Here is a 26,481-nt window from a genome sequence, read left to right on the forward strand (position 1 = left end):
TGTTTTGGGTTTATTTATAAAAGATTAATAATGATCAAAATTTCAATATCTTTAAGCACAAGTAAATATCTAATCTGTGTTTAGTACCATAGAATATACAGTAACTGCAATTGTGTGCCTTATTTCGGCAATAGTGATTCAGCGTATTTTTAGCAAAGAAAAACTTCGTGGAGCCGATAAAAAAGCTATTCATGGGATTAAATGGTTTGGATTGGCAATATTTGTTTGGGGTTTGGGAGCCTTGGTTAACTTAATCATGGTCGAAGGATTACGATGGTCTTCGACTAATAAAATCCTAATTTATTTTGGTGTATTGGTTTCTTTGGCAAACTCGTTGTTTATTTTATTATCCCTTCCATCAATAGAACACCCTCAAAAACCAGGTATTGTAGTGCGATTGGTACAACGTTTTAGTGTTCGAGAATTTATCGGACTCTTTTGCGGTGTTTTAGGAATGATCACCTTTGTTTTTATCGCATCTTCCTATGGCAATCCCGAGATTAGTAATAATTTTATTTGGTTAATCGATATCCCTATTTCCATTTTAGTAGCTATTTCGTTGCTATATGAACTTAATAAAGCTTTTGTAGGCAGGCAGATGAGGTTTATGTATTTACCTACTTTTGCACTATTTGTACTCATTGTAATTGCTGTTTCTCATCGTATGATACCGCAGGATAGAGTATTGCAATTTATCGACCAGCAATTTTGGGGAGTATTGGGTAGTATTACTGCTATTTCGTTCAAATTTCTTTTTATCCTTTTGTTTTCTATTCTTTTATATAGCTGGAAATTTCTTTCAGAAAAAGAACAGCAACAAAGCCTGGCTCAAAAACTGGAAATTCAAAAAGCAAAACTCGAAAAAGAAAACGAACAATTACAAATAGCAAATGAAAGCCATTTAGATACGATCAAGACATTAAAAACTAACCTAAAAACGATAAAGGCAACTTCGAAAATAGAACTTTCTGATAGACAAAAAGAAGTTTTAGGGTACCTGGCATATTATGGAAACTATAAATCATATACCGAAATTGCGCAGGAAATGCACATTAGCACAGATGGATTTCAGACCCATATTCATCAAATAAAAAAGATGCTTAACATAAGTGGGGCGGGAGGTAAAGAGCAATTAATCGCTTTTGCAAAAGCTAATAGTTTTCTTCAGTATACTTCGCTAAAAGATGATACGTAACCGTATGCTTAACCATTCTGGTCGTAAATTTTGAATACTACTTAACCTTTTATGGTTTCAGTTTTTAGAGCAATTTGCTTTAAAAATTTAAGTATGTTATTTCCTTGTATTATTTCTGAACAAAATTTAGATGAAAATATCAATCGTGTTTTTGGTGACGCTACCAGTTGGTTTGTCGATGCAATTCTAGCCGAAATTCCTATAACAGAAACCGTAGGAATTCCCTGGGTAGTTGTAGTATTGCTATTAGGTGCTGGATATTTTACGTTATATTTTAAATTCATTAATGTAAGAAGTTTTTATACCGCAATACAAGTAGTTCGAGGAAAGTATGATGTTCTAGAGAGTTTAGATCAGGAAGAGGCAGATGAATTCTCTTCTGAAAACATTTCGGTAAAAGAAAGAAATAAGGATACTAATGTAAACGGAGAAGTTAGTCATTTTCAGGCATTAACTACAGCTGTTTCGGCTACAGTAGGGCTGGGTAATATTGCAGGTGTCGCAATTGCCTTGTCTATTGGTGGTGCAGGAGCAACACTCTGGATGATTATTATTGGGGTGTTAGGGATGTCTTCAAAATTTGTAGAATGCACATTGGGAGTTAAATACAGGGAGGTAGATAGTGACGGGAAAATTTTTGGAGGCCCTATGTATTATTTAACCAAAGGATTAGGAGAAAAAGGCTATACCAAGTTTGGTAAGGTGTTATCTGTAATTTTTGCTATTATGTGTATAGGAGGATCATTTGGTGGTGGTAATATGTTTCAGGTAAATCAGGCATTTAAATTGTTTGATCATGTGATAATTTCGGATAATTCAATGTTACATGGACAAGGTTGGGTGTTTGGAGTTATCATGGCAATATTAGTGGGTGTTGTCATTATTGGTGGAATCAAAAAAATAGCTAGTGTAACCGATAAGATCGTACCCTTTATGGTGTTGATTTACATTACAGCAGTCTTAACAGTTTTGGTACTATATAGTTCTGCTATTCCTGCCGCATTTAATGCAATTTGGGAAGGTGCTTTTCATCCTGAAGGAGTGATGGGAGGTTTTGTAGGAGTATTAGTTCAGGGGTTTAGACGAGGAGCTTTTAGTAATGAAGCAGGAGTTGGTAGTGCTTCAATAGCGCATAGTGCGGTAAAAACACGTTTCCCTGCAAGCGAAGGACTAGTGGCATTGCTCGAACCTTTTATCGATACCGTAGTTGTGTGTACAATGACTGCCTTGGTCCTGATCATAACGGGGCAGGTAGATACAAGTACCGAAATTGATTTTGAACAAGGAGTCCTTCTTACGGCCTCTGCATTAGAAAGTGGCGTTTCATGGTTTCCGTACCTTCTTACAATTGCAGTATTACTTTTTGCTTTCTCTTCTATGATTTCATGGTCATATTATGGATACCAGGCCTGGAGTTATCTTTTTGGAAGAAGCAAACGTACAGAATACCTGTATAAATCTATTTTTTGTTGCTTTACAGTAATAGGCGCTGCAGCTACACTAAATGCAGTTACAGATTTTAGTGATGCCATGATTTTTGCGATGATGGTACCTAATATGATAGGTTTATTTTTATTAAGCCCTAAAGTGAAAGATGAATTAAAACGTTACAAAGATAGTATTGCCAGAAGAGTTAGGTAATATTATACAATGAAAAAAGGCAAAATCGATAAAGAGAAAACTTTATAAACTCATCATCCAGGAACGTTGCAGATGTTTAAATTTTCTAAGCTCTTTACGTAATAGAATTAAGAATTCTTTTCCATTACTTTCGGATTGTTCAAGACGTTCACAGTTTTTATAAAGCCTATTGGTAATATGTATCAGAGAATTAGCATGTCTTATACGCTCATCCTGAAAGATTTGATTTTCGGCTTTAATTATTTTGGGAGCCAGTGCATCTGATTGTCTTATGATGTCACCTGTAAAATAAATATGAGGATGCTCACTCCCATTATTTTGTAATGGAGCTAAATCATGAACAAGATAATTTGAAATACTTCTAGAGAGTGTAAATATCTCGAGAGCCTTCTTGTATAACCTTTTATTTCGGGGCTGTAATCTCATATCAATTTGTTACATCAAAAATAATGTTATTTTTAAAATTTTTTCTTTATTATTTAAAGTTAAATGGTTAATTTACATTAGTAATTAAGGACTTTTATTGCTTTTTGCTTAAAAGTGAAATTCTTGTACCCGAAATAATAATTAGAAGATGTAGATATATGTGATGTATAGTATAAAAGCTTAGATATGGATAGAAAAAGAGGGCTTGTGTATATACTATATAATCACTAAAAAAATTGAAAAATACTGTAATGAAAATAGATGCTATAAACTGGGATATTTTAAAGTGCTTACAACAAAATGCAAGACTGTCTAATACAGAAATAGGACGAAAAGTTGGTTTGAGTTCTCCTGCAGTTGCCGAAAGGATCAAAAAGATGGAAGATTATGGGATTTTAAAAGGGTATATTGCCGATGTTTCATATACCAAAACAGGATATCAATTAAAAGCAATAATTACACTACGAGCATTTATGGGTAGATTAAAGCCGTTTTTGATAAAGGTATCAGAATTTAAGGAAGTTATGAATTGTTATCGAATCACAGGTAACGAAAATATAATTATGGAAGTAGTGTTAAGAGATCAAATACATTTGCAAGAATTTATAGATAGGTTGATCACTTATGGAGAAGTCAAAACACATATTATATTATCTAATCTTATAGAGAATAATCCAATTACGGGACATATCGAATTTGGAGAACTAGATGTCTAATTTATGGCATGAGATTTGATTATATGTATATAAAGAACAATCTTTATCTTGTGTGAGGACATTAGTTTGGGGAACTAAAGAGAGTACAGGGAAAAGATGAAAAACGTCTGAATGCATTCAGACGTTTTTTTATGATGCTAAACCAGATTTTATTAAATTTATGAAGCAATTATGCATCTTTTTGTATCTGTTCCAGTCCTATAGGTATATAATCATAATTAAAACATAACGTTATGAAAAATAAAGAATGTATCTGTACATGTTCTAGTTGCATAGAAGGACAATGTTCTAATTGCTCCAGCATAGGATGCGAATGTAGTGAATGTAGCTGTTAACAATAACTTCCCTATTTCTATTTTTTTAGTAGAAATAGGGGTATTTCTGTTTTGATTTATGGAAACTTCGAATCTTTGGAAAATCTATCATGAAGACATTAGATTGTTTATAAAAAGTAAAGTAACAAATGATCAAACTGTAGATGATTTAATACAAGAGACTTTTATAAAAGTGCACAGTAATAAAAATAAACTTAGAGATCATTCTAAAATCAAATCCTGGTTGTTCACCATTGCAAGAAATACAGTATATGATTATTTAAAAGAAAATAAACAGACTATAGGTTTTGTAAAAGAACAAATATATGAAGAGACTACTGATCATTCTGAAAAAGATTGTCTCCCCGGGTTAATAAACAGATTACCAGAAAAATACCGAAAACCATTACTTCTTTCTGATGTAAAAGGGGTTAAACAAAAACAAATTGCCGAGCAATTAGGAATCCCGTTATCGACTGTTAAATCACAAATACAACGTGCTCGAAAAATGATCATACAAGGGTATATGGATTGTTGTAACTATAAACTTGATGATAAAGGAAAATTAGTTGGAGAGACTAAAGAGAAAGAAAATTGCAAAATATGTAGATAAAAACACTATTAAGTGGTATATTTTTTGTGTTATTTAGTTATAAATTCATTGCGTTGTGTCAATATTGTTTCTCAAAAAGCACCTCTTTTTTATTATACTTAGCCTAGGCTTAATAAGTTATGGGCAAAATACACTTACACTCAGAAAAGGTGCTGTTATAGATTCTTTGATTATTCCTTCAACAGGTAATCATTTTAGTATTTATTTACCCAAATCTTTTGATTTAAATAAAAGTTGGCCCTTATTGCTAGGGTTTGATAGTTCGGGAAACACAGGGAAAACCACACACTTGTATAGAGAAGCAGCCGAAGAACAAGGGTATATTGTTGCGGTTAGTAGTTTTCTAGAAAAGCAAGAAGCACAAAAAAAGGTAGAATATGTATCCGATTTTATGAACCATATTTTTTCTCTTTTTCCGATTCAAAAAGGAAGAGTCTATATTGCAGGAGTGCAAGAAGATGCAAAACTAGCATGTTTGTTAGCTACTTTATATCCTACTGAAGTGTTTGGCGTAATCGCAATAGAGGATACATATTTCTACGATTCGAGGATAAGGATCAAAAAAAGCTTTTCTTATCGAGGTATTGTAAGTATTGGTAATCATAAGTACCAGGATTTTTTCAATATTAAAAAGTACTTAAAAAGCAGAGCGGTTCCTGCCGATGTCTATGTATATGAAAAAGATGCTGTATCACTGCCCAATAAACAGATTAAAAAAGCACTTTCTGATTTTACATTACAGGCTATGAATAAAGGAAGGATGCCAAAAGATTCTATTTGGGTTCGGGATTTATTTCAGAAAGAAATGAAACGAGTAGAATTGTATCTGAATCATGATAAGTTTTTAAAAGCGTTTGATGAAGTAAAGCGTATGCGACTCAAATATGGCACCTTTTTTAATACCGATGACTTAAAAGAAAAACAGAAAGAAATTAGAAAAACCAAAGAATATAAGCAACAGAAACGACTAGAAACAAAATACCTGAACAAAGAAAATTTTCTTAGAGAGACATATTTATTTTCTATAGAAGAAGATATCGAAGTAAAAGAATTTGAAAATTTGGGATGGTGGAAGTATCAAATGTCAGAATTAGATACTTTGATTTTAGGAAAAGAAAAACTTGCCCGTCATATGGCCTATAGAATGAAAGGATATATGAAATACCTGGTTGATAGTTATAAAGACCAACTTCTTAAAGAAGAAGAAAATCTGGAGGAAAATTTATTCCTTAATATATTAAGCACATTAGTCGATAAAAAAGATTTTGAATCGTATCGAAAAGTGATTTCATTAAGTGCCCGGGATCAGGATAATGAAACCGCTTTATTCTATTTAGAGCAAATGCTGAAGAATGGATATAAAGATCTAAATGCATTATACACTATAGAAGGTACATTGGCTTTGAAGATGTCTGAAAAGTATAATAAATTAATAAAAAAATACCTCGGAAATTCTAAATACTTCTTTTCAAAATAAATTGAAATCATAAAATTTTGTGTATTTCATCGAATTTATGTGTTTTTTGTCGTCATTTTTTTGGTGTTTATGGTTTTTTTACATTATATTTACAATAGTAAAAAATACTTGATGTGTCATCCAGAATTAACATTTTAAACTGTGTGACGATACGGATTTAAAATATTAGTTTGGAATACATCAAGGGATAAATTAAGTGTGAGGACATTAGTCTAAAGACCCCGAATCTTGAAGCTAAAGAGAGTACGTAATTTTCCCTAAATACTGAAAGCGATCTGAACAAGGTCGCTTTCATTATTTTTATTTGTTAATTACCAAATGAGGTACCTTTTCCAGGTTCCAATCAATCACTAATCCTTTTGCCAGTGATCTTGCAATTTCTGCACCATATAAGTGTTCGCATAAATATAATGCGGCTTCAAAACTTTTGGCACCTCCGGCAGAAGTTATATACTTTTTGTCGTGTACAAATAGGACTTCTTTTCTAATATCCAGATTAGGAAAGGTACTACGCATTTGATCTATATCACTAGGAAAAGTAGTAGAAACTGCATTATCAAGAACCCCGGCTTTGGCAAGAACAAATGCTCCATCACAATGCGAGGTCATAAATAAGGCACTTTTATCAACTTGTTTTACAAAATCAATCATCGCTTTATCATCCAAATCAGTATCTAAATGGTGCTCGGCACTAGGGACTACCAAAATATCTATTTGAGGCAAAGAATCTTTTACATAATTATAATCTGGTATAATTTTTACGCCTTCAAATGTAGTTATTGGGTGATCTGTATTTGCAACAGTAAAAACATTCATTTGTTTTATGTTTTTACGATATTGAGTGTGTTGAAAAATATCAAAAGGAGCAGTAAATTCGGTATTATAGGTTCCATCCATAACAAGAAAGGCAACATTATATCGATTAGGTTCTAGTATAGGAAAGCTCTTTTTTTCTTCTATTGTTTCTGTTTTCACAGTGTTAGGTTGTTTCTCTTGCTGAACTTGAGTACAACTACAAATTAATATAATACAAAAGGTAAAAAAGAAATTTTTCATTGCTATGAGTTTTATAAATAATGGTTAACCAGATGTTTTTTCCCGATTAAGTTTTTGTTTTACGATATGTAATAAAAATGTTCCTAAAGCGGCAATCAAGATCATAAAAACCCAGGTATTTTCAAACCCAAAATTGTTTATGAATTGCATTCCAGAATTATGACCAAAAATATGCGCTAAAGAAAAAGACATGCTATACAATCCCATATAGGCTCCCTGTCTTCCTTTTTTTGATCTGTCTAAAGCAAAAGCGTTCCCGAATGGAAATGCGACCATCTCTCCAAGTGTGGCGATAATCATTCCGATAACCAAAACTCCAGCCCAGGGAGTAACTAATAAAAGCAGAAAGCTAATACCTGTTAGAACAAACCCACCAATAACATTCCCTATTTTAGATAATTTTGTCTTTTCCAGATATGCTATTAGTGGCATTTCAAAGAAAAATATCAAAGCACCATTTAAAGCAAGTAATAATCCGATTTTTTGTTCTGATAGTTGGTGTATTTCTTTATAATATAATGGAATAGTAGAAAAATACTGAACAAATATAAATCCAAATAAAGCCAGTGCTATTAAAAACAAAACATAAACACCATCTTTATGAGCACTTACCGGATTTTCTACGATAACCTCTTTGTCCTGTATTTTTGCTTTTTTAGGATGTAGTGTTTGTATCATCACTAGTCCTGCTATAATACAGGTAATCCCGTCTACCCAAAATAAACCATAATACCCAATAGATGCTATAATTAGTCCGCCAATTGCAGGGCCAGCAGAGAAGCCCAGATTAATAGCAAGTCGAATAAAAGTTAATGATCTGGTTTTATTCTCTGGTTTACTATAGGCACTTAATGCTACAAAAAAAGCTGGTCTTGCCATATCTGCAATTGCAATTAGAACAAAGAAACCAACGCAAATACTCCAGAAGCTAGTAAAATATTGAATGGCTATAAATGAGACACCCGTTAATAACAAAGAAATAAGTATAACTTTATAATACCCAATTTGATCACTTAGTTTACCTCCTAACCATGCACCTAGAAAAGAACCTAATCCATAACTGGTCATAATCCAGCCTACTTGTTGTAACGAAAAATTCAAGTCATCGGTTAAGTATAGTGATAAAAAGGGGATAACCATTGCCCCGGCTCTATTGATTAGAGTGATCAAAGCTAACCACCACACCTCTTTTGATAGCCCAGAAAAAGAGTTGAAATAATGAAGTAAAAGTTTTAGCAATGTATTCGTGATTTGTATTAGACTTCCAATTAATAGATAAAAGTAGTTTTTTATCTATTATTTAGGTATAATTTTATTAAAATTAATTAGTTAACTAATTGTAAATTGTACTTTTGCAAAAAAATAAAGGGGAAGTGTTCAGAATATCAATTTTATTTGTGTTTTTTATTGGGAATATAATTGCTCAGGATTCTATAGCGATAAAAAAAATATTGTCTTTTCAGGAAGAACTTAATAAAGATTTTGCTTCTGAAGAAACTTCACCTTTAACACCAAAAGATTTAGAACGTTTTAAAACGCTTCATTTTTTTGAAATCGATACTTCTTTCTGTATCCGTGCAAAATTTGTTCGTACACCATATGAGACACCTTTTGTAATGAAAACTACAACGGGTAGAGAACCTATATATGTTAAATATGGAGAGGCACATTTTATACTCCAGAAAAAACCGTATGTGTTACAGATATATCAAAATCAGGGATTAAAAACTCAACCAGAATTTGAAGATTATTTATTTCTCCCATTTACAGATTTAACTAATGGAGAATCAAGTTATGCAGGAGGACGTTTTATAGATTTAAAAATCCCTGAAGGGGACTATATTATTATTGATTTTAATACTTCTTATAATCCATATTGTGCGTATAATGATAGGTATTCTTGTCCAATACCTCCAGAAGTAAATCATCTTGATGTAAAGATTCCTGTTGGTGTTAAGACATATAAGAAATATCCAGAGAATAAATAGAAAAGCGCTCTGATTGCTCAGAACGCTTTTGCTTTATAAAATAGAAATATTAAAACTTGTATACTGCTCCTAGTACAAAAGAAGAAAGACTTTTTGTGACCCCTCTGTCATTATCTATAAAGGAATTTTCAGATGTAGTATCGATTCTTAATTCTGGTTTAAGTGTTAACTCTCCAATTGTATAATTTCCTGTAAGGGTAGCTGTAATAACATCTCCATCACCTTGTGTGTTTAACCCGATTATATCTGTTAACCCGCCATTATAAACCGAGAAGTATTCTCCTCGTATTCCTATAGCGAATTTTTCAGATGCTTTATATTGGGGATATAGTGCTACTCCGTAAAACCCAGAAGCATCTCCGTTTTCTTGTGGTTCTGTAGATACATAAGTTGTATTTACGCCAAGATAAAAATCTTGTGTTAGATCCCATCCTGTGGTAAGGTCTACCTGAAAAGTAGGGCCTACTTCTCCTGGTTCTCCTTCATTACCATATCTAAAATTTAGAAAAGCACTACCGTTATCCAGGGTATATCCTATTTGTGCACCAGCGATATAGGTGTCAAACGGATTATTTTCGGTATAATCACTAGGATTCATTACAGCAAGCGTAGCAGACCATTTTTTACTTATAGCAATATCTGCTTTCAAACCAGTATGTGAGAAAGGGCCGTATGAGAACATATATGAAGTAGAATAATTAAAATTTCCAGTTGGTGAAATCACTTCATATCCTATAAAAGTATTGAAATTACCAAAGGTTAGTTTAATGCTTTCGGTTACATTCCAATAGACAAATAATTGATTGATGATTTGGGCAGAATCGTTAGAATTAAATACAGCATCTTCGCCTCTGGGTCCGAAGACAAGATCAGCTACAAACCCAACTTTTTTATCTTCATACTCCAAAACGGTATTGGCCATGCCTAGTGCAAAACCATTTTCGTTTGCGAATGATGTTTTTGGAGCTACCGAGTCGTCGTTAGGAGCTGCAAAATTGTACCTGTAGTATCCATCAATAGATCCTGATAAACTTATTTTAGATAATAACTTATCTAGTGTTGATTTTGGTTTTTCTTCCTGGCTGATGGCTTTGGAACTTAACAAGATTAAAGTGAAAAAGGTTGCTTTTTTTAAAAATGTGGTGGTTTTTGTTTTCATAATAAACATTGATTACCGTTATAATTAGTTTTTAATTGGAACGATAAAACTATATAAAAACAAGTTTTACCCTATTTTTAATAGGGAATAAGTGCGTATTTTTACATATTTTTCAATTTATACCCTATTAAAATTAGGGTATAAATTTTATTTTTATGTTTTTTGGGAATTTAAAAGGGTGTTTTTAAGCTTTTAATTATGATATGTGCTTGTTTTGGTCTAAAAAGACTTTAGTAAACACATTATAAAGTAGAAGGTGATCAAAAAAAAACGATATAGATATATTTAGATAAAATGTATTGAGGGGATTAATACATTAAAAGTTTAATGTAACGCCTGGTTGCCTTTTTCTTTGGTTCTAATTCTGTAAGCATTCTCGATATTTGAAACAAATATTTTTCCATCACCGACTTCTCCGGTTTTAGCAGAATCAATTAGTGTATGAATTGTTTTTTCTTCAACTTCATCAGAGACCACTATAGATAAATAAATACGGGGGATATCAGATGTATTATAGGTGATTCCTCTATATATATGACCTTTCTTTTCATTACCAACACCGGTTACATCCCAATAAGTAAAGAAGTTTATGCCAATTTTATGTAGAGCATCTTTTACAGCTTCGAATTTTGATTTGCGTATAATTGCTTCAATTTTTTTCATAAGCCTTTATTTAAATTCATCTCTGGTATATTTTTATAGTATTATTTTACTATAAACATCCCTAAAAATATGAAAAGAACTCCAGCGACAAATGATCCGATAGCATAGATCATGAAATTAAGAAAATCTCCTGATTTTAGTAATACGTGATTTTCATAAGCAAATGTAGAAAAGGTAGTAAATCCTCCGCAAAAACCGGTTGCCAAAAGGGTAACTGTGTTTTGCGATATTACATTATTTTTAAGAGCTAGCCCTAGAATAATCCCAATAAAGAGACTACCTAAAATATTAGCTGTAAAGGTACCATATGGAATTCCTGTAGAAGAGCTATTAAGATATTTACTTATAAGGTAACGTGCAATGCTACCAGTACCACCTCCAATAAACACCAAGAATATTTGTTTCATCTGTTTTATCTATTGTTTTTAAGGCCAGGGTAACATTGATGTAATGTATTTTTGTGTAGAGTTTCCAATGATTTATGATCAATTAGATTACTCTATATTCTAATGTATTAAACTGCACTCTATCTAATCATAGAATGCAGTTTGTAAGGTGTTATTTTATTGGAATATAAATTTCTGTAACCCACTCAGCTGGATTTGGTTGTAAAGTCGGTTCTACCCGATATACTTCAAAAGCTGCAGATTCAGTATTGGGCTCTAAGTTATTTTCTGCAATATATTTATAACCAGCTTCCCATGCTTCTTTTAGATTATTGTAATCTCCCTTAAGTGTGGTTTTAACTACTTTCTGTCTTGGTAAAAAATCACAAAGAATAGAACTTTCTTTTGGGGTAACTACTTTATCTCTGGTAGGTATGGCAGTAGAGAAAATTGCAGTTCCCTGTTCCTCGTTATACTCATTAAATAATGTAAATGGCATTCCTGTTCGCGGAAGATTGTTTTGTTTCATATACGTATCCACTGCAGGAATCATTTCTTTCATTTTTTCAGGAATTACGGCTATTGAAGAAGCAGTAGCGCTATACATATAAAAACCACCTCCATGTTCTGTAACTCCATCTACATGAACCGCATATTTTTTCATTTTTTCATTAGCAAATGCGTCGAGTTTTTCGAGTCCGCGAGCATACATAGGTTTTATCATTTGCGATACACTACTATCTTGAGTAGCCCAGAATGCTTTTTCCATAAAAGATTGCTCACCTTTCATTCCCCAGGTTACTTTGGTCTTTTTGCCTTCAATTTTTTCAAATTTCCAATACACGTCACTTTTACTTTCACCCATTGGAGTAATAAACGTAATTTTTTGATCTATACTGGTAAATGGAGAAGTTTTTATAGTTTCCATTTTACCATCTCCTTCTGTTTCACTTTTCCAGCTATACGAAGCACCTTCACCACTTGTTTTTTCTGGATATTCCATGATGAAATCATCAGATTCATCCATCCAAGGTCCCCATTTATCCCAGGTTCTATACTCATTGATTGTAGCAAATAACAACTCATCGGGAGCATCGATTACTCTACTTTCTTCTACTTGAAACTCACCGTCTATGGTAGCAACATAAACAGCTCCGCCAATTATTACTAATAATAATAGAAAAAATAAATATTTTACTATTTTCATGTTAGTTAGTTTAGATTGTTTGGTCAGCTAATATAAACAATTTTAACATCCTTTTATTTTGTTACATTTGTCAAAACAATAAAATAAAATAAATGAAACTCGACAGAATATTATTTTTTATAGCGATCACCAGTTTAATGATTGCGTGTAAAAAGGATCCTAGTGTTAAGGATCAAATTGACCAACAGGAACAAAAGCAGGAGGTAACAGAGGAAAAGTTTGATTATGTTGTAGAGCAATTTGCAGATCTTAAAATTTTAAGATACCAAATTCCTGGCTGGGATAATCTTACTTTGAAAGAACAAAAATTAGTATATTATCTTACTCAGGCTGGGTTAAGCGGAAGAGATATTATGTGGGATCAGAATTACCGTCATAATCTTACTATTAGAAAAGCGTTAGAAAAAGTCTACACTTCTTATGAAGGTAATAAGAGTGATGCGAACTGGGAGGCTTTTGAAATATATCTAAAACGAGTTTGGTTTTCTAATGGGATTCATCACCATTACAGTAATGATAAAATCAAGCCAGAATTTAGTCAGGATTATTTTAGCTCTCTTCTTGCAGCTACAGGTACAGAAGTACCTAAAGAGGTGTATGAAGTGATTTTTAATGATCAAGATGCCAAAAAAGTAAATCAAGCAAAAGGAGTTGATAATGTAGCACTATCTGCAGTTAATTTTTATGGGCCTGGTGTTACCAATAACGACGTTACTTCGTTTTATGGCAAAATGAAATCCCCGAATGAAGAGAAACCTTTGTCTTTTGGTTTAAACTCTCAATTGGTAAAGGAGAATGGAGAATTAAAAGAGCGAGTATATAAGTCAGGAGGGTTGTATGGATCTGCAATCGATGAGATTATCAAATGGTTAGAGAAAGCAAAAGGTGTAGCAGAAAATGAAGCTCAGGGAGATGCGTTAGGATTATTGATCGAATATTATAAAACAGGAAATTTACAAACCTGGGATGATTATAATGTGGCATGGACAGCAGCTACTGAAGGTAATATCGATTACATTAATAGCTTTATTGAAGTGTATAATGATCCATTAGGGTATAGAGGTTCTTATGAAACTATTGTACAGATCAAAGATTTTGATATGTCTAAAAAAATGTCTGTGCTATCAGAAAATGCACAGTGGTTTGAAGATAATTCTCCATTAATGGATGCTCATAAAAAAGATAGCGTGGTAGGAGTTTCGTATAAAGTAGTAGCTGTTGCCGGAGAAGCGGGAGATGCATCACCAAGTACACCTATAGGAGTAAACCTTCCTAATGCAAATTGGATTAGAGCTGCTGTGGGTTCTAAATCTGTATCCTTGGGAAATATTATCGGAGCTTATAATAACGCTGGCGGTTCGGGACGTTTAAAAGAATTTGTACATGATGATGAAGAGTTCGAACTAGAAGAAAAATATGGACAATTAGCAGATAAATTACATACTGCATTACACGAAGTAGTTGGTCATGCATCTGGAAAATTAAACCCTGGAGTAGGTGAAACTAAAGAAACATTAAAAAACTATGCTTCTACTATGGAAGAAGGTCGTGCTGATTTAGTGGGATTGTACTACTTAATGGATCCAAAATTACAAGAACTGGGATTAGTTGAAGATTGGGAAAAGACCGGTAAAGCTGCTTATGATGGATATATCAGAAATGGATTAATGACACAATTGATTCGTTTAAACCTGGGTGATGATGTAGAAGAAGCACATATGCGTAATCGCCAGTGGGTGAGTGGCTGGGCTTTTGAGCAAGGAAAGAAAGATAATGTAATAGAGAAAGTAACCAGAGAAGGAAAAACCTACTATAATATTAATGATTATGCTAAGTTACGCGAAATTTTTGGACGTTTATTAAGAGAAACACAACGTATCAAATCTGAAGGAGATTATAAGGCAGCAGAAGCTTTGGTAGAAGGATATGGTGTAAAAGTAGATCAGGCATTACACGCAGAGGTATTAGAACGTAATAAGCAATTTACATCGGCGCCATATAGTGGTTTTGTAAACCCTGTTTTAGTACCTCAAGCCAATGAGGCAGATGAGATTACAGGTTTTGAAATATTCCAACCTAAAACCTTTGAAGAGCAAATGTTATGGTATAGTAAGAACTATAACTTCTTACCAGAGGTGAATTAGAGAAAAACTAAGTTATGCTAAACGCCCTTTCTGTATAGTAAGGGCGTTTTTTATGACAGTATCCAATGTTTTGTATAAATGAATAAAAGTTGTTTTAATTAGTATCTGGAGCGACATTGTCTGAGCCATTTCCTTTTCCTTCCGAGAGAGAGAACCCTATATTGATACCGATACCTAGCCAAAGCTTTTTATTGTATTTCCAATTTACTTCTTTATCATTATTACCTAAAAAATCTAGTCCAGAAAAAATTCCAAGGTTAATGTTTTTGTCAAAATGAAGAATCAAACCAAATGAAGTAGAAAAAGCACTAGCAGTTCGTTCTTCAGTAACATCACTATTTTTATTATTTAGATTGATCGAAGAAAGACCAATACCAATAGAGGGTTCATATAACCAACGATCTTCGATTTTTTTATTGAATCTAAATTGAAAACCGATATTCATTCCAAAGTTTATATTCTGTTCGAAATCAAAATCACTTATTCTTATCTTAAAAGGAATAGTATAAAAACCTGCTCTAACACCTCTGAAATAGGAGTAGATTTGATTTGTAAATGTATTAAAGTCTTTTCTGCTCATGCTATGATTAATTATAATGCCATCTTTTTCATAGAGCAACCGATTTAGTTTATATCCAGGGTCACCAGTAGTATCTGTATGGAATTTGTTTACCGTAAATATTATTGTATCATTTTTTTCATTTCCATCGGGTGAGGGTAGAATATTTATTACTTTGATTTTATACCCTTCTTTATAACTTATATTTGTGGTTTTATCCTTATAATTCGTGTTGAAAATATAGTTAGCTTGCAATTCTTGAGAAATACAATAATAAGTGCCAAGCAGGCTTATTGTTAGTAGTAATACAATTTTTTTCATGAGTATGAGTGTTTAATATATTATAAATCCACATTGAAGATGTAGTAAAAAGATTCTTAGAGTTTTTTAACTTGTTCCAGAATTTTTGTTAGAACCTGGTGTTAATAACCCTGCAATCGCACCAATTGCTGTAGAAGCAGTAGCGATTAAAATGTCTGGTACATCAAAATTCTCATTGATTTTATCCTGGCTGGTTAGTATAATTACCCCAACACAAATGGTGAGTACAATAATTCCAAGAAATAGAACTACAAGTCTATAAATGAGTTTATCATTGAACCATGGTTCAGATTTAAACTTTTTGATTGCGGCTACAGGATCTGACTTAAACTCTTGTTGAAGTGTAGCATCTTTTTCGAGAACGGTTTTAAATTGATTGAAAGAACGGACTTTGTTTTGCATGACTTAATGTTTTATTCCAAATCTACCTCACAATCAAGCACAAAAAAATACCCATAGCAGGGTATATTTATCTTCTAAAGGAAGGATTATCTAAAAATCATACTTTTTTTCGATGGCATACCGTAATAATTCTCCTTTACCATGAAGACCTAGTTTACGTATAATGTTTTTACGGTGGGTTTCTACAGTAGATACCGAATTAAAACGAATAGTAGCGATTTCTGATGAGGTCTTTCCTTGCCCGATGAGTGTTAGGATTTCCCGTTCACTTTTTGATAATAGTTGTTTTTTAGGAGCTTGTTTAGCATCTTTAGAGAAGAGCTTTGGGTCTATGGCGGCATCAAAATAAGTCTCTCCTTTTGTAACTTGTTGTATTGCTGTTAACACTTCATCCAAAGGGGAGTTTTTAAGTAAATATCCAGAAGCTCCTGCTTCGATCATTTGTCGAACAGCATCTTCTTGATCAAACATAGAGAAGGCAATAACTTTGGTATGAGGAAATTCTTTTTTTATGATTTTGGTAGCTGCAATACCATCAATTTTTGGCATTCTGATATCGGTAAGTACAACTTTAGGTTGTTTTCTTCTTACGATGTTAAGTAGCTCCTCTCCATCATTAGCCATACCAACAATACTAATTTCTTCTTCATACCGAAGAAGAAGTTCTACACCATCAATAAGAGATTGGTGATCTTCTGCAATAGCTACTGTGATCATATAGGTATATTTATGATAATATTAGTTCCTTTTCCTATAGTAGAATCAATCTCAAAGGTACCTTCGAGATGTTCTACTCGTTTTTCAATATTTCTTAATCCCATCCCTTCTTTTTTTGGTAGTATTTTGGCATCGAAGCCTTTACCATTATCTTCTATGATAATATTTAAAAGAGAATCATGATTGGTTAAAGAGATATGTATTTCTGAAGCTTTGGCATGTTTAATAGCATTGGTAATGAGCTCCTGTATCATTCTAAAGATTGATATTTCTAATGCATTATCCAATCGTTCCTCAAGTCCATAATCTTGTATCTCGATGTGCAAACCATCTCCATTGGATACTTGTTTTGCTAATTTTTTTATTGCGGGAAGCAGCCCTTGATTTGCCATTACTCCACTATTTTTCTCATGAGCGATAGTGCGTACTTTTTGATAGGCTTCATCTAACAGTGCATTCGTTTTGGTATATAATTCTTCTATATGTTCAACTTTGGGGTTGTCCTTATTGTTTTGCAAATGTTGAAAATGAAGTTTAACAGTTGCTAGTGTACTTCCCAGGTTGTCATGTAATTCATTAGCCAGGCGTTGTCGTTCTTTCTCTTGCCCGGATATCATAGCATCGATAGCAGAGAGTTCTTGTTCTTTAAGCAGCTTTTCTGTTTTTTGGATTTCGATCTCTCGTTCTTGCTCTGCGATACGTTGTTTGCGTTTGGTGTTTTTATATAAGAGAAATACAAATATTGAACCCACAAGGATAAGAGAAAGCGACCCTATTAGTAAATTTCTATTTTGTATTCGACTGGCTTCAGATTTTAAATTAGTATTAAGAAGCTGAACTATTTTCTTTTCTTTTTCTGCGGTTTGGTATTTGACTTCAATTTCATTTAATGCTATTGCCTTTTTATATTCGTTTAAGGAATCTGTATATTTGATAAATCGATCATTATAGAAAAAAGCACTATCGTATTTTTTTAGATTTCTATAATTTTTAGAAAGAAGAGAAGAAAGTTTAGATAATTTTAAAAAACTGTTTTTGGGAAGTTTGATTTTTGCAGCTTTTAGATAATAACTTTTGGCAGTTTCATGTTTTTTCTTAATAGAATATGAAATACCAATATTAGTGTTTACTCCAAACATTTCTACTTTTGCATAGTTGTGAGGGGTGTCTTTAAAAATCCTTAATGCTTTTTGGTAATAGTGTAATGCACTATCACTTTGCTTATGAAAATATGCGAAATTTGCTCCGATATGCATATATATTTTACCTTCAATGAAACGATTTTTACCTTTTTTTGCAATTGAGATAATGTCTTTGTACGCTTTAATGTGTTCTTTTTGAGTAGCACTAGTGTTTACAGTAGTTTTATAGAATTTTAATGTTGCTTTTTCTCCATTAAATCGCATATGTTTTTGATATATTTTAAAATATTCTGAAAAAAGCTGCATTGCTTTTCTATTTTTATATAATAATTCTATAATTTTTTTTGTTGAAAAACAGACTAATGTAGAATCTCTTTGAATTAAAGAAAGTTGTAAAGCTTCTTGATATTTGTTGTAAGCTAATGAGTCTTTAGGTATATTCTGCAAAAGATACTGATCTCCTTTTATTAACAAGCTTAAAATATTAGCAAAAGAAGTTCCATAATTATTGTTTTGAAATTCAAACTTTTCTAAGGATCCTTTTTTTAGTACGAGTATATCCCATTTTAAAAGTTTTTTTTCTTGAGGGTTTCTTACTGAATCTAGTATTTTTTCTGCTTCATTTAATTGATAATTCCCTATATAAAATAAAGCTTTTCTCGACAAATTTTTATGTTGAGAAAAGCTCTTTCCTATAGTTAGAAAAATAACTAATAATAAGTAGTATTTGTACATTTTGTAATCTATACGATTTTACATTAATTATCTTTATATAACATAAAACTTACAAATATGATTTCCTAGATCTATAACAATGGTTTCTTTTTCTCCATTTTTTCTTGTAATAGAAAAGGTATTAGGGATTGTGATATCTATAATGTTTTCTGGTTTTAAGATGGCACCAGTCTTTTTTACATAAGTACTTTGCTTCGGTGATGAATATTGAGTGTTAGGATCTTTAAGGGGATTGGTTAAAATTTCTAACTCTATTTTCCCTGGAACTGTTGGCTTACCATGAGTTATTTGCGTACCTATGCTTTTTTCTAAATGATATTCTTCAGGTGTTTCGCCTTTGTTGATCAATATAATTTTTCCGTGAGTTATTTCAAAAGCTGTTTCAGAATGAAATTTGAATTTACAAGCAATAACAAAATCTTGAAGGATGCCAATATGGATTGATTGGTAATCGTTTCTTTTTGAATCTATTACTAAAAATAAGTGTTCGTTTAGTTTCATAATATTAATGTTTTTAAGTTATTTAGTTACTTCAAAACTCTTAAAAAAGAGATCGTTAATCCATACCCAATACAAGGTATATTACCCTAATGGTTCAAAAAAACCAAAAAGACAGATAGGTTACATACCAATAGAGTAGTAACCAAAATGCAACTATTTTGACTGAATTCTAGGGGTGAATATGGTTTACTCGGGTTGTAAATACGTTTTTAACGCAAAAAGCAACAAAATAAAGATAATAAAACCAATGAGAATGAAAAGACTACCTTTATAATATTTGCGATGTAGTTTGATATCTTTTCGATAGCTAAATATCATTAAGATGACAAATGCTACTACAAAAAATCCTGCAAATATTAACTGCCCCTGACTAAACATAAATTGTTATTTTTACGGCAAAGATAATCTATAAAAATATACTGATGAAAGATAAAATTGCTGCGGTACAAGAATTTCATACCTCATTTAAACTAGGATATAAAAACGAACCTATAGCAGATTTGGGTGAAGCTAAAAATACACTTCGATTTAACTTGATGAAAGAGGAAAATGAAGAATATTTCGAGGCTGCTCAAAACAATGATTTGGTAGAAGTTGCTGATGCTTTGGGGGATATGTTATATATATTGTGTGGTACTATTATCGAGCATGGTATGCAGCATAAGATAGAAGAAGTGTTTAATGAAATCCAACGTAGTAATATGAGTAAACTAGGCGAAGATGGACAACCTATTTACAGAGAGGATGGTAAAGTACTTAAAGGGCCTAATTATTTTAAACCCAATATTAAAGAAATCTTAGACCGATAAAAAAATCCCGAAGAATATATTCTTCGGGATTTTTTATTAGAAATGATTCGTAATTTTGAATTCGTAATTCAAAAATTACACTTTATATCTCCAGCTAAAAGTATCTTCGGCTTTATTGTATTGAATATCCATTAGTGCTTTCTTGAAATAAGAAGCATAAGAATTTTCTTGCTTTTCGATTTCGTAATGCTCTCCTTTATATCCAAATGCTTTTACAGGACTCACCACAGCAGCAGTTCCCGCACCAAAAACTTCTTTTAAACTTCCGTTTTTTGCAGCTTCTACAATTTCGCTAACCTTAACAGGTCGTACATCTACTTTAATGCCTTCTTTTTCGGCAATAGTAATCAAACTTTTACGAGTGACTCCATCAAGAATTCTATCACTAACAGGAGCTGTAAGTAAAGTGTCATTAACTCTAAAGAACACATTCATTGTTCCTGCCTCTTCCATATATTCATGAGTATTAGCATCGGTCCAGATCACTTGTTGATACCCTTGTTCTTGCGCTAGTTTTGTTGGGTAGAATTGCCCAGCATAGTTTCCTGCAGCTTTTGCATATCCAAAACCTCCGTTAGCAGAACGACTAAATTTTTCTGCAACCAATACGCTTACATCTCCACTATAATAGGATTGAGCAGGTGAACATATGATCATAAACTTATATTCATCTGCTTCAGAAGCAGAAACACTTGCCTGGGTTGCAATCACAAAAGGGCGTATGTATAATGAATTTCCGTAACCAGGTTTAATCCATTCGTTATCTAATTTTAACAAGGCGTTTAACCCTTCAAAAAAGTAATCTTCAGGAAATTCTGGTATAGCCAAACGTTCTGCAGATATATTGATACGTTTAAAATTTTCGTCAGGTCTGAACAAAAAAGTATCTCCATTATCATCTTTATATGCTTTCATCCCTTCAAAAACTGCCTGGCCATAATGAAAAACACGAGCAGAAGGTTCCATAGTGAGTGGACCATAAGGAACAATTTCTGGAGTTTGCCATTCTCCATTCACATAATCACAGACGAACATATGATCTGTAAAAATTTTCCCGAAATTAAGATTTTCAAAATCTACTTGTCCAATTTTGGACTCACTTACTTCACTAATTTTCAAGGCTTGAGAAATTGTGTTTTTCATTTGTTTCAGTCGTTTTAATTATTTTACATTACATTGATTAAGAGGTTAAGAATGAGTGTAACCACCACATACTATAAGTAAGAGATTTAAATAGTTACTTTGAATAAAAGAATATCTAAATTTCTTAATGTTTGTTTTACCTGGTTTATCTTTTAAAAGTTAATGATAGCACTATGCTTTTTTACAGCTTGTTATCATATTCTTTGTCTCAAAACCAAAGGAATACTAACATCCTTTTAATACACTACAAAAATACCCTTTTCTTATAAAATAAGAATTTTAAAAATGTTTAATTTTGCAAAACATATAGATAATAAAGGATTATGAAAAAAAATGCACTGTTTTTTGTAGGATTGTTAGTTCTAATAGGTTGTAATTCATCGACTAAGACAGAAAACTTTTTTTCTGTTAACGATATTTCAGGTGAAAATTATAAAAGTTTTGGTAATAAAGTATCTTCAGACCAGATATATAATAAAGATGCAATAGCAGAAAAATATGAAAATTTAAAAGAAGGAGATACTGTAGCAGTCGCTTTTTCGAGTACAGTAAATGCTGTTTGTAAGGCTAAAGGCTGTTGGATGAAAGTAGCTTTGGATAATGATAAAGAAACTATGGTGAAGTTTAAAGATTACGGTTTCTTTGTGCCAAAGAACATAGAAAATGATACTATCATTGTCCAGGGTAAGGCATTTGTGATTGAGATGTCTGTAGACGAACAACGCCATTTTGCCAGTGATGCAGGAAAAACCGAAGAAGAAATTGCCAGTATTACGACTCCTAAGAAAACGTATTCTTTTGTAGCAGAAGGTGTTTTGATAAAAGAATAATGCAAGAAGAAATACAACGTAAAATTATTACCACTGCAGATGGTTCAAAAACCATTCATTTGCCAGAATTGAATGAGCATTACCATTCTAAACATGGTGCAATTAATGAAGCAAAACATGTATTTATAAAAAGTGGATTTGATCATGTTCTGAGTAAAAATGGGTCTGATTCTCTGGATATCATGGAGATGGGTTTTGGAACGGGGCTAAATGCTTTTATAACATTTCTTGAAGCAGAAAAAATTAACGTACCAATTTATTATGTTGGAGTAGAAGGATATCCGGTAGCCCTATCCGAGGCCAAACTAATGAATTATCCCGAAATGCTTGCTGTAAAAGAAAAACAACCGGTTTTTGATGCAATGCATCAATCTTTATGGGAATTGCCAGTAGACATCACCTCGAACTTTAAACTCGTTAAGCGTAAGCAGTTTTTTGCAGATATAACAGATAAAAATGGTTTTGATTTAATCTATTTTGATGCTTTTGGAGCTAGGGTACAACCCGAACTTTGGACAATAGAGATATTTAGAAAGATGTATGAAGCACTTCGTTCGAGAGGAGTCCTGGTTACTTATTCGGCAAAAGGTAGTGTAAGACGTGCAATGCAAGAGGTAGGTTTTGTGGTAGAAAGACTTCCTGGGCCACCAGGAAAACGAGAAATGCTTAGAGCGACAAAAGTAGAATCATAAATATACTATTTATTAGGAAGTTAGAAGAATACTAAACGTATGTTAAAGCTATAATAAAGAGATAGGTTTTATTATAAGTCGGTAGTATTTTGCAATAAATTAATTATCTAATAATTACTAAAAATTAGACATGTGAAAGTTTTAATTACTGGTGCAACAGGTTTGGTAGGTCAGGAAATAGTTAATCTGTGCCATCAATCTGGGATCGAAGTAAACTACCTCACCACTAGTAAAGACAAGCTAAGTTCTAAAACGAACTATACAGGTTACTTTTGGGACCCCAAAAAGGGCGAAATCGATATCAATTGTTTTGATGATGTCGAAGTGATTATTAATCTAGTTGGGGCGACAGTAGCAAAACGATGGACATCTTCTTATAAAAAAGAAATATTAGAAAGTAGGACACATACTGCTTCTTTTATTTTAGAATCTTTAAAAAACACAAAACATTCGGTTCGTCATATTGTTTCTGCTAGTGCTATCGGGATATATCCAGATTCTTTTCAGAATTATTATACAGAAGATGCTCCAGAGCGTGACACTGGATTTTTAGGAGAAGTAGTTACCCAATGGGAGGATGCTGTCTTGCAGTTTAAAACGTTAGATATAGAAGTTAGTTTACTTCGTATTGGATTGGTTTTGTCTGAGAAAGGAGGGGCTTTTCCTAAAATGGTAAAACCTATTCGATTTGGAATGGGAGCTTTTTTTGGAAACGGAAAACAATGGCAAAGCTGGATTCATGTTCATGATCTGGCCCGCATGTTTATGTTTGTCATAGAAGAAGAGCTAACAGGAGTTTTTAATGCAGTGGCCCCTAATCCTGTTTCTAACAAAAAATTAATGAATACTATAGCAGAGAAATTAGATAAAAAAATAATTTTACCTAATGTGCCAAGACTAACAATGAAATTATTTCTTGGAGAAATGCACAGCCTTTTATTTTCTAGTCAGCGTGTTAGTAGTAGTAAGATTTCTACTGCAGGATTTGATTTTAACTTTGATAATATAGCTTCAGCAGTAGACGTACTTATTGATAAAGAGCGTAGATAAAAAAACCGATACTCTTATGGTACCGGTTTATAGTTTTTATAAAAAACAGGGTTAAGCTTTATTAGCTTTAAGGCTAAGCTTTATTTCGATATCATCATTAATGAATTTATCTCCAAGGTTTTCAAAAACCGATTTAGATCCGTAATTTACACCCCATTCTGTACGATTAATAGTAAACACTTCAGTGTTTAATGTTATTACATCACCTTCAACAGAAGTTGTGGCAGGAAATGAGATGTTTTTCTTGGTACCTTTTATAGTTAAGTTTCCATCAATAAAAGTTTTCCCTTCTTTTTCTGTAATTCCGGTCACTTCAAAAACAGCTTTTGGAAATTTGGCAACATTAAAGAAATGATCTTCTTTTCCTTCTCCCTCTCCTTTAAGGTGTCCTTCCAGATAGGCTTTGTCATCTCCCTCAAGATCAGTAACATTTATAGAGGTCATATCAATGGTAAAAGATCCGCTCGTGATTGCTCCATCTTTAGTTTCGAATGTGCCACTAGCTAGTTTTAATGTCCCTGTATGTTTTTCTAAAGGTTTAGAACCAACCCAGTCTATAGAACTTGATGCAACATCTACATTATACGTAATAGCTTCAATTGGAGCTTCTTTTACCTCTTCTGGAGTATTAGCTTCTGTTTCGTTTTGTTTTTCTCCTTTACAGGAATAAGCAGTTATTAAAAGCACAGTAACAATAAGTGTGCTAACAAATTTAATTTTCATAAATATTAGTTTTAGTTAAAAATGATGTCAAAATTATTTTTTTATAGAAAGAATACTCTTAAATATATACTAAAAAAATCCTGTGACATTATGACATTAATTCAAAAATGGCAGTACTTTTGCTAATTCAAAATGAAAACGTATAAAAGGTACGAATTACATGAGTAAGAAAAATAAAAACACTGAAGATGTAAAAGATCAAGTAGAAGAAGTACTTGATGCTCCTGTCGAAGAGACAGAGAAAGAAGAGGTAGTAGATGCAGAAACACTACTAAAAGAAGAACTTGAAAAGGAAAAAGATAAATTTTTAAGACTTTTTGCCGAGTTTGAAAATTATAAAAAAAGAACCTCTAAAGAGCGTTTAGAATTGTTCAAAACTGCAAGTCAGGATGTTATACAGTCGATGTTACCTGTGTTAGATGATTTTGATCGTGCATTAAAAGAAATTGAGAAATCAGAAGATACGGCGCTTATTGAAGGCGTAGAGCTAATCCATAACAAACTGAAGGAAACTTTAAAAAGTAAAGGTTTATCTGAGGTAGAGGTATCTACAGGAGATGTTTTTAATGCAGATGATCACGAGGCAATTACGCAAATACCTGCTCCAAATGATGATCTAAAAGGAAAGATTGTAGACGTTATAGAAAAAGGATATAAACTGGGAGAGAAAGTGATTCGTTTTCCAAAAGTTGTGACTGGTCAATAAGAAATTATGAAGGAAGATTTTTATGACATATTAGGTATTAGCAAAAACGCTACAGGAGCTGAAATAAAAAAAGCATATCGTAAGAAAGCTATAGAATACCATCCCGATAAAAACCCAGGAGATAAGACTGCTGAAGAAAAATTTAAAAAGGCTGCAGAGGCATATGAGATTTTAAGCGATCCTGATAAAAAGGCACGCTATGATCAGTATGGACATCAGGCTTTTGAAGGCGGTGGCTTTGGCGGCGGCGGAATGAATATGGATGACATATTTAGTCAGTTTGGCGATATTTTTGGCGGTGGTTTTGGAGGCTTTAGCGGTTTTGGCGGCGGAGGCGGAAGACAACGTAGAGCTAAAGGAAGTAATCTTCGTATTCGTGTTAAACTTACATTAGAGGAAATTGCAAATGGTGTTGAAAAGAAGATTAAAGTAAAACGAAAAATTCAAGCGCCAGGTACTACATATAAGACATGTAGTACATGTAATGGAGCAGGACAGGTAACCAGAATTACTAACACTATCTTAGGGAGAATGCAAACGTCTTCTCCGTGCCCTGCTTGTGGAGGATCTGGTCAGACAATAGATCACAGGCCTGCCGATGCAGATGCTCAAGGGTTAAAAGCTGTAGAAGAAACCGTAAGCATAAAAATACCAGCAGGAGTAGAAGATGGGATGCAGCTTAAAGTTGCAGGAAAAGGTAATGAAGCTTCTGGTAATGGAATCGCAGGAGATCTTTTGGTTGCTATAGAAGAGCAAGAACATCCCGAATTACAGAGAGAAGGAAATAATTTGCACTATGATCTGTATATTAGTTTTTCTGAAGCTGTTTTAGGAGCATCCAGAGAAATTGATACCGTATCTGGTAAAGTGAGAATTAAGATAGAAGATGGGGTACAAAGTGGTAAGATTTTGAGATTGAGAGGAAAAGGAATTCCGAGTCTTAATGGTTACGGAAAAGGAGATCTTTTGGTACATGTTAATGTATGGACACCAAAAGCCCTGAGCAAAGAACAACGAGAATTTTTTGAAAAAATGGCTAAAGATGATCATTTTAGACCTAGCCCCGATAGTGGTGACAAGTCATTTTTTGAAAAAGTAAAAGATATGTTTTCTTAATAAAATTATGTGATTCGACCTACCTTGAATCATTATAATTCTATTAACGT

28 protein-coding genes are annotated in these 26,481 nt (G+C 32.8%); 13 read left to right on the forward strand and 15 right to left on the reverse strand.

What is annotated here, in order from left to right:
- The first annotated feature begins 76 nt into the window (after nucleotides 1–76).
- Both ATO12_RS17685 and ATO12_RS17690 read left to right on the forward strand, forming a co-directional pair.
- Nucleotides 77–1,195 (forward strand): helix-turn-helix transcriptional regulator, encoded by a 1,119-nt coding sequence (locus tag ATO12_RS17685; protein WP_034244308.1) that lies wholly within the window; start codon nucleotides 77–79, stop codon nucleotides 1,193–1,195.
- 93 nt (nucleotides 1,196–1,288) lie between these two features.
- The gene (locus ATO12_RS17690; protein WP_034244549.1) at nucleotides 1,289–2,836 is read left to right on the forward strand and encodes an alanine/glycine:cation symporter family protein; all 1,548 of its coding nucleotides are present in this window, start codon (nucleotides 1,289–1,291) and stop codon (nucleotides 2,834–2,836) included.
- A 42-nt stretch (nucleotides 2,837–2,878) separates the two neighbouring features.
- On the opposite strand, the gene ATO12_RS17695 is transcribed toward ATO12_RS17690, so the two are convergent.
- Nucleotides 2,879–3,262, reverse strand: a complete 384-nt coding sequence (locus tag ATO12_RS17695; protein WP_034244311.1) for a hypothetical protein — start codon at nucleotides 3,260–3,262, stop codon at nucleotides 2,879–2,881.
- A gap of 251 nt (nucleotides 3,263–3,513) precedes the next feature.
- Between ATO12_RS17695 and ATO12_RS17700 the strand changes: the two genes are divergently transcribed.
- The 3 genes from ATO12_RS17700 to ATO12_RS17710 all read left to right on the forward strand — a co-directional run bounded on the left by ATO12_RS17700 (nucleotide 3,514) and on the right by ATO12_RS17710 (nucleotide 6,382).
- Complete coding sequence (locus ATO12_RS17700) at nucleotides 3,514–3,978, forward strand: Lrp/AsnC family transcriptional regulator (RefSeq protein ID WP_034244313.1); 465 nt, start codon at nucleotides 3,514–3,516, stop codon at nucleotides 3,976–3,978.
- Nucleotides 3,979–4,371: 393 nt separating this feature from the next.
- Nucleotides 4,372–4,905, forward strand: coding sequence for a sigma-70 family RNA polymerase sigma factor (locus ATO12_RS17705; protein WP_034244315.1), 534 nt, complete (start codon nucleotides 4,372–4,374; stop codon nucleotides 4,903–4,905).
- 55 nt (nucleotides 4,906–4,960) lie between these two features.
- The gene (locus ATO12_RS17710; protein ID WP_131248855.1) at nucleotides 4,961–6,382 is read left to right on the forward strand and encodes a hypothetical protein; all 1,422 of its coding nucleotides are present in this window, start codon (nucleotides 4,961–4,963) and stop codon (nucleotides 6,380–6,382) included.
- 300 nt (nucleotides 6,383–6,682) lie between these two features.
- Here the strand turns inward: ATO12_RS17710 and ATO12_RS17715 are convergent, their stop codons facing one another.
- Both ATO12_RS17715 and ATO12_RS17720 read right to left on the reverse strand, forming a co-directional pair.
- The gene (locus tag ATO12_RS17715) at nucleotides 6,683–7,438 is read right to left on the reverse strand and encodes a DJ-1/PfpI family protein (RefSeq protein WP_034244320.1); all 756 of its coding nucleotides are present in this window, start codon (nucleotides 7,436–7,438) and stop codon (nucleotides 6,683–6,685) included.
- A 24-nt stretch (nucleotides 7,439–7,462) separates the two neighbouring features.
- Nucleotides 7,463–8,677: an MFS transporter gene (locus ATO12_RS17720; RefSeq protein WP_034244322.1), complete on the reverse strand. Its 1,215-nt coding sequence runs from the start codon at nucleotides 8,675–8,677 to the stop codon at nucleotides 7,463–7,465.
- A gap of 134 nt (nucleotides 8,678–8,811) precedes the next feature.
- Between ATO12_RS17720 and ATO12_RS17725 the strand changes: the two genes are divergently transcribed.
- Nucleotides 8,812–9,426 carry a DUF1684 domain-containing protein gene (locus tag ATO12_RS17725; RefSeq protein WP_034244553.1) on the forward strand — a complete coding sequence of 205 codons (615 nt, stop codon included), beginning with the start codon at nucleotides 8,812–8,814 and terminating at the stop codon, nucleotides 9,424–9,426.
- A 49-nt stretch (nucleotides 9,427–9,475) separates the two neighbouring features.
- Here the strand turns inward: ATO12_RS17725 and ATO12_RS17730 are convergent, their stop codons facing one another.
- The 4 genes from ATO12_RS17730 to ATO12_RS17745 form a co-directional block, all read right to left on the reverse strand.
- A complete protein-coding gene (locus ATO12_RS17730; RefSeq protein WP_034244556.1) occupies nucleotides 9,476–10,585 on the reverse strand; it encodes a porin in 1,110 nt (369 codons plus the stop codon).
- Between the two features lie 324 nt (nucleotides 10,586–10,909).
- A complete protein-coding gene (locus tag ATO12_RS17735; RefSeq protein WP_034244325.1) occupies nucleotides 10,910–11,248 on the reverse strand; it encodes a P-II family nitrogen regulator in 339 nt (112 codons plus the stop codon).
- A 41-nt stretch (nucleotides 11,249–11,289) separates the two neighbouring features.
- Complete coding sequence (gene crcB, locus ATO12_RS17740) at nucleotides 11,290–11,655, reverse strand: fluoride efflux transporter CrcB (protein ID WP_034244328.1); 366 nt, start codon at nucleotides 11,653–11,655, stop codon at nucleotides 11,290–11,292.
- 151 nt (nucleotides 11,656–11,806) lie between these two features.
- Entirely contained in the window at nucleotides 11,807–12,841 is a 1,035-nt protein-coding gene (locus ATO12_RS17745; RefSeq protein ID WP_034244331.1) for an SRPBCC family protein, read from the reverse strand.
- 92 nt (nucleotides 12,842–12,933) lie between these two features.
- Here ATO12_RS17745 and ATO12_RS17750 point away from each other — a divergent pair, with 92 nt between their 5' ends.
- A complete protein-coding gene (locus ATO12_RS17750) occupies nucleotides 12,934–14,985 on the forward strand; it encodes a dipeptidyl-peptidase 3 family protein (protein WP_034244332.1) in 2,052 nt (683 codons plus the stop codon).
- A gap of 94 nt (nucleotides 14,986–15,079) precedes the next feature.
- Here the strand turns inward: ATO12_RS17750 and ATO12_RS17755 are convergent, their stop codons facing one another.
- The 6 genes from ATO12_RS17755 to ATO12_RS26505 all read right to left on the reverse strand — a co-directional run bounded on the left by ATO12_RS17755 (nucleotide 15,080) and on the right by ATO12_RS26505 (nucleotide 19,740).
- Nucleotides 15,080–15,865, reverse strand: a complete 786-nt coding sequence (locus ATO12_RS17755) for a hypothetical protein (RefSeq protein ID WP_034244333.1) — start codon at nucleotides 15,863–15,865, stop codon at nucleotides 15,080–15,082.
- 66 nt (nucleotides 15,866–15,931) lie between these two features.
- A complete protein-coding gene (locus ATO12_RS17760; RefSeq protein WP_034244335.1) occupies nucleotides 15,932–16,267 on the reverse strand; it encodes a hypothetical protein in 336 nt (111 codons plus the stop codon).
- A gap of 90 nt (nucleotides 16,268–16,357) precedes the next feature.
- Nucleotides 16,358–16,984 (reverse strand): response regulator transcription factor, encoded by a 627-nt coding sequence (locus tag ATO12_RS17765; protein WP_034244338.1) that lies wholly within the window; start codon nucleotides 16,982–16,984, stop codon nucleotides 16,358–16,360.
- Nucleotides 16,981–18,792: a sensor histidine kinase gene (locus ATO12_RS17770; RefSeq protein ID WP_165583405.1), complete on the reverse strand. Its 1,812-nt coding sequence runs from the start codon at nucleotides 18,790–18,792 to the stop codon at nucleotides 16,981–16,983. The genes ATO12_RS17765 and ATO12_RS17770 overlap by 4 nt, the downstream gene beginning before the upstream one ends.
- A 102-nt stretch (nucleotides 18,793–18,894) precedes the next feature.
- On the reverse strand, nucleotides 18,895–19,362 hold the full coding sequence (locus tag ATO12_RS17775; RefSeq protein WP_034244343.1) for a hypothetical protein: 468 nt from the start codon (nucleotides 19,360–19,362) through the stop codon (nucleotides 18,895–18,897).
- Between the two features lie 186 nt (nucleotides 19,363–19,548).
- Nucleotides 19,549–19,740, reverse strand: coding sequence for a hypothetical protein (locus ATO12_RS26505; protein WP_081802105.1), 192 nt, complete (start codon nucleotides 19,738–19,740; stop codon nucleotides 19,549–19,551).
- Nucleotides 19,741–19,784: 44 nt separating this feature from the next.
- Here ATO12_RS26505 and ATO12_RS17780 point away from each other — a divergent pair, with 44 nt between their 5' ends.
- A complete protein-coding gene (locus ATO12_RS17780) occupies nucleotides 19,785–20,171 on the forward strand; it encodes a pyrophosphohydrolase domain-containing protein (protein WP_025667702.1) in 387 nt (128 codons plus the stop codon).
- Nucleotides 20,172–20,246: 75 nt separating this feature from the next.
- Here ATO12_RS17780 and ATO12_RS17785 read toward each other — a convergent pair whose 3' ends face one another.
- Nucleotides 20,247–21,314, reverse strand: coding sequence for a branched-chain amino acid aminotransferase (locus ATO12_RS17785; RefSeq protein WP_034244345.1), 1,068 nt, complete (start codon nucleotides 21,312–21,314; stop codon nucleotides 20,247–20,249).
- A gap of 323 nt (nucleotides 21,315–21,637) precedes the next feature.
- On the opposite strand from ATO12_RS17785, the gene ATO12_RS17790 reads away from it, so the two are divergent.
- The 3 genes from ATO12_RS17790 to ATO12_RS17800 all read left to right on the forward strand — a co-directional run bounded on the left by ATO12_RS17790 (nucleotide 21,638) and on the right by ATO12_RS17800 (nucleotide 23,886).
- Nucleotides 21,638–22,144: a DUF4920 domain-containing protein gene (locus tag ATO12_RS17790; RefSeq protein ID WP_034244348.1), complete on the forward strand. Its 507-nt coding sequence runs from the start codon at nucleotides 21,638–21,640 to the stop codon at nucleotides 22,142–22,144.
- A gap of 11 nt (nucleotides 22,145–22,155) precedes the next feature.
- Nucleotides 22,156–22,836 (forward strand): tRNA (5-methylaminomethyl-2-thiouridine)(34)-methyltransferase MnmD, encoded by a 681-nt coding sequence (gene mnmD, locus ATO12_RS17795; RefSeq protein ID WP_034244557.1) that lies wholly within the window; start codon nucleotides 22,156–22,158, stop codon nucleotides 22,834–22,836.
- A gap of 132 nt (nucleotides 22,837–22,968) precedes the next feature.
- Nucleotides 22,969–23,886, forward strand: coding sequence for a TIGR01777 family oxidoreductase (locus ATO12_RS17800; protein WP_034244350.1), 918 nt, complete (start codon nucleotides 22,969–22,971; stop codon nucleotides 23,884–23,886).
- A 51-nt stretch (nucleotides 23,887–23,937) separates the two neighbouring features.
- Here the strand turns inward: ATO12_RS17800 and ATO12_RS17805 are convergent, their stop codons facing one another.
- Complete coding sequence (locus tag ATO12_RS17805; protein WP_034244352.1) at nucleotides 23,938–24,609, reverse strand: YceI family protein; 672 nt, start codon at nucleotides 24,607–24,609, stop codon at nucleotides 23,938–23,940.
- Between the two features lie 160 nt (nucleotides 24,610–24,769).
- Between ATO12_RS17805 and ATO12_RS17810 the strand changes: the two genes are divergently transcribed.
- Together ATO12_RS17810 and dnaJ are read left to right on the forward strand one after the other, a co-directional pair.
- Nucleotides 24,770–25,315 (forward strand): nucleotide exchange factor GrpE, encoded by a 546-nt coding sequence (locus ATO12_RS17810; RefSeq protein ID WP_034244354.1) that lies wholly within the window; start codon nucleotides 24,770–24,772, stop codon nucleotides 25,313–25,315.
- Between the two features lie 6 nt (nucleotides 25,316–25,321).
- The gene (gene dnaJ / locus ATO12_RS17815) at nucleotides 25,322–26,431 is read left to right on the forward strand and encodes a molecular chaperone DnaJ (RefSeq protein WP_034244356.1); all 1,110 of its coding nucleotides are present in this window, start codon (nucleotides 25,322–25,324) and stop codon (nucleotides 26,429–26,431) included.
- The last annotated feature ends 50 nt before the right edge of the window (nucleotides 26,432–26,481 follow it).

The organism is Aquimarina atlantica, assembly GCF_000626715.1.
In the GTDB taxonomy this organism is placed as follows: Bacteria; Bacteroidota; Bacteroidia; order Flavobacteriales; family Flavobacteriaceae; genus Aquimarina; species Aquimarina atlantica.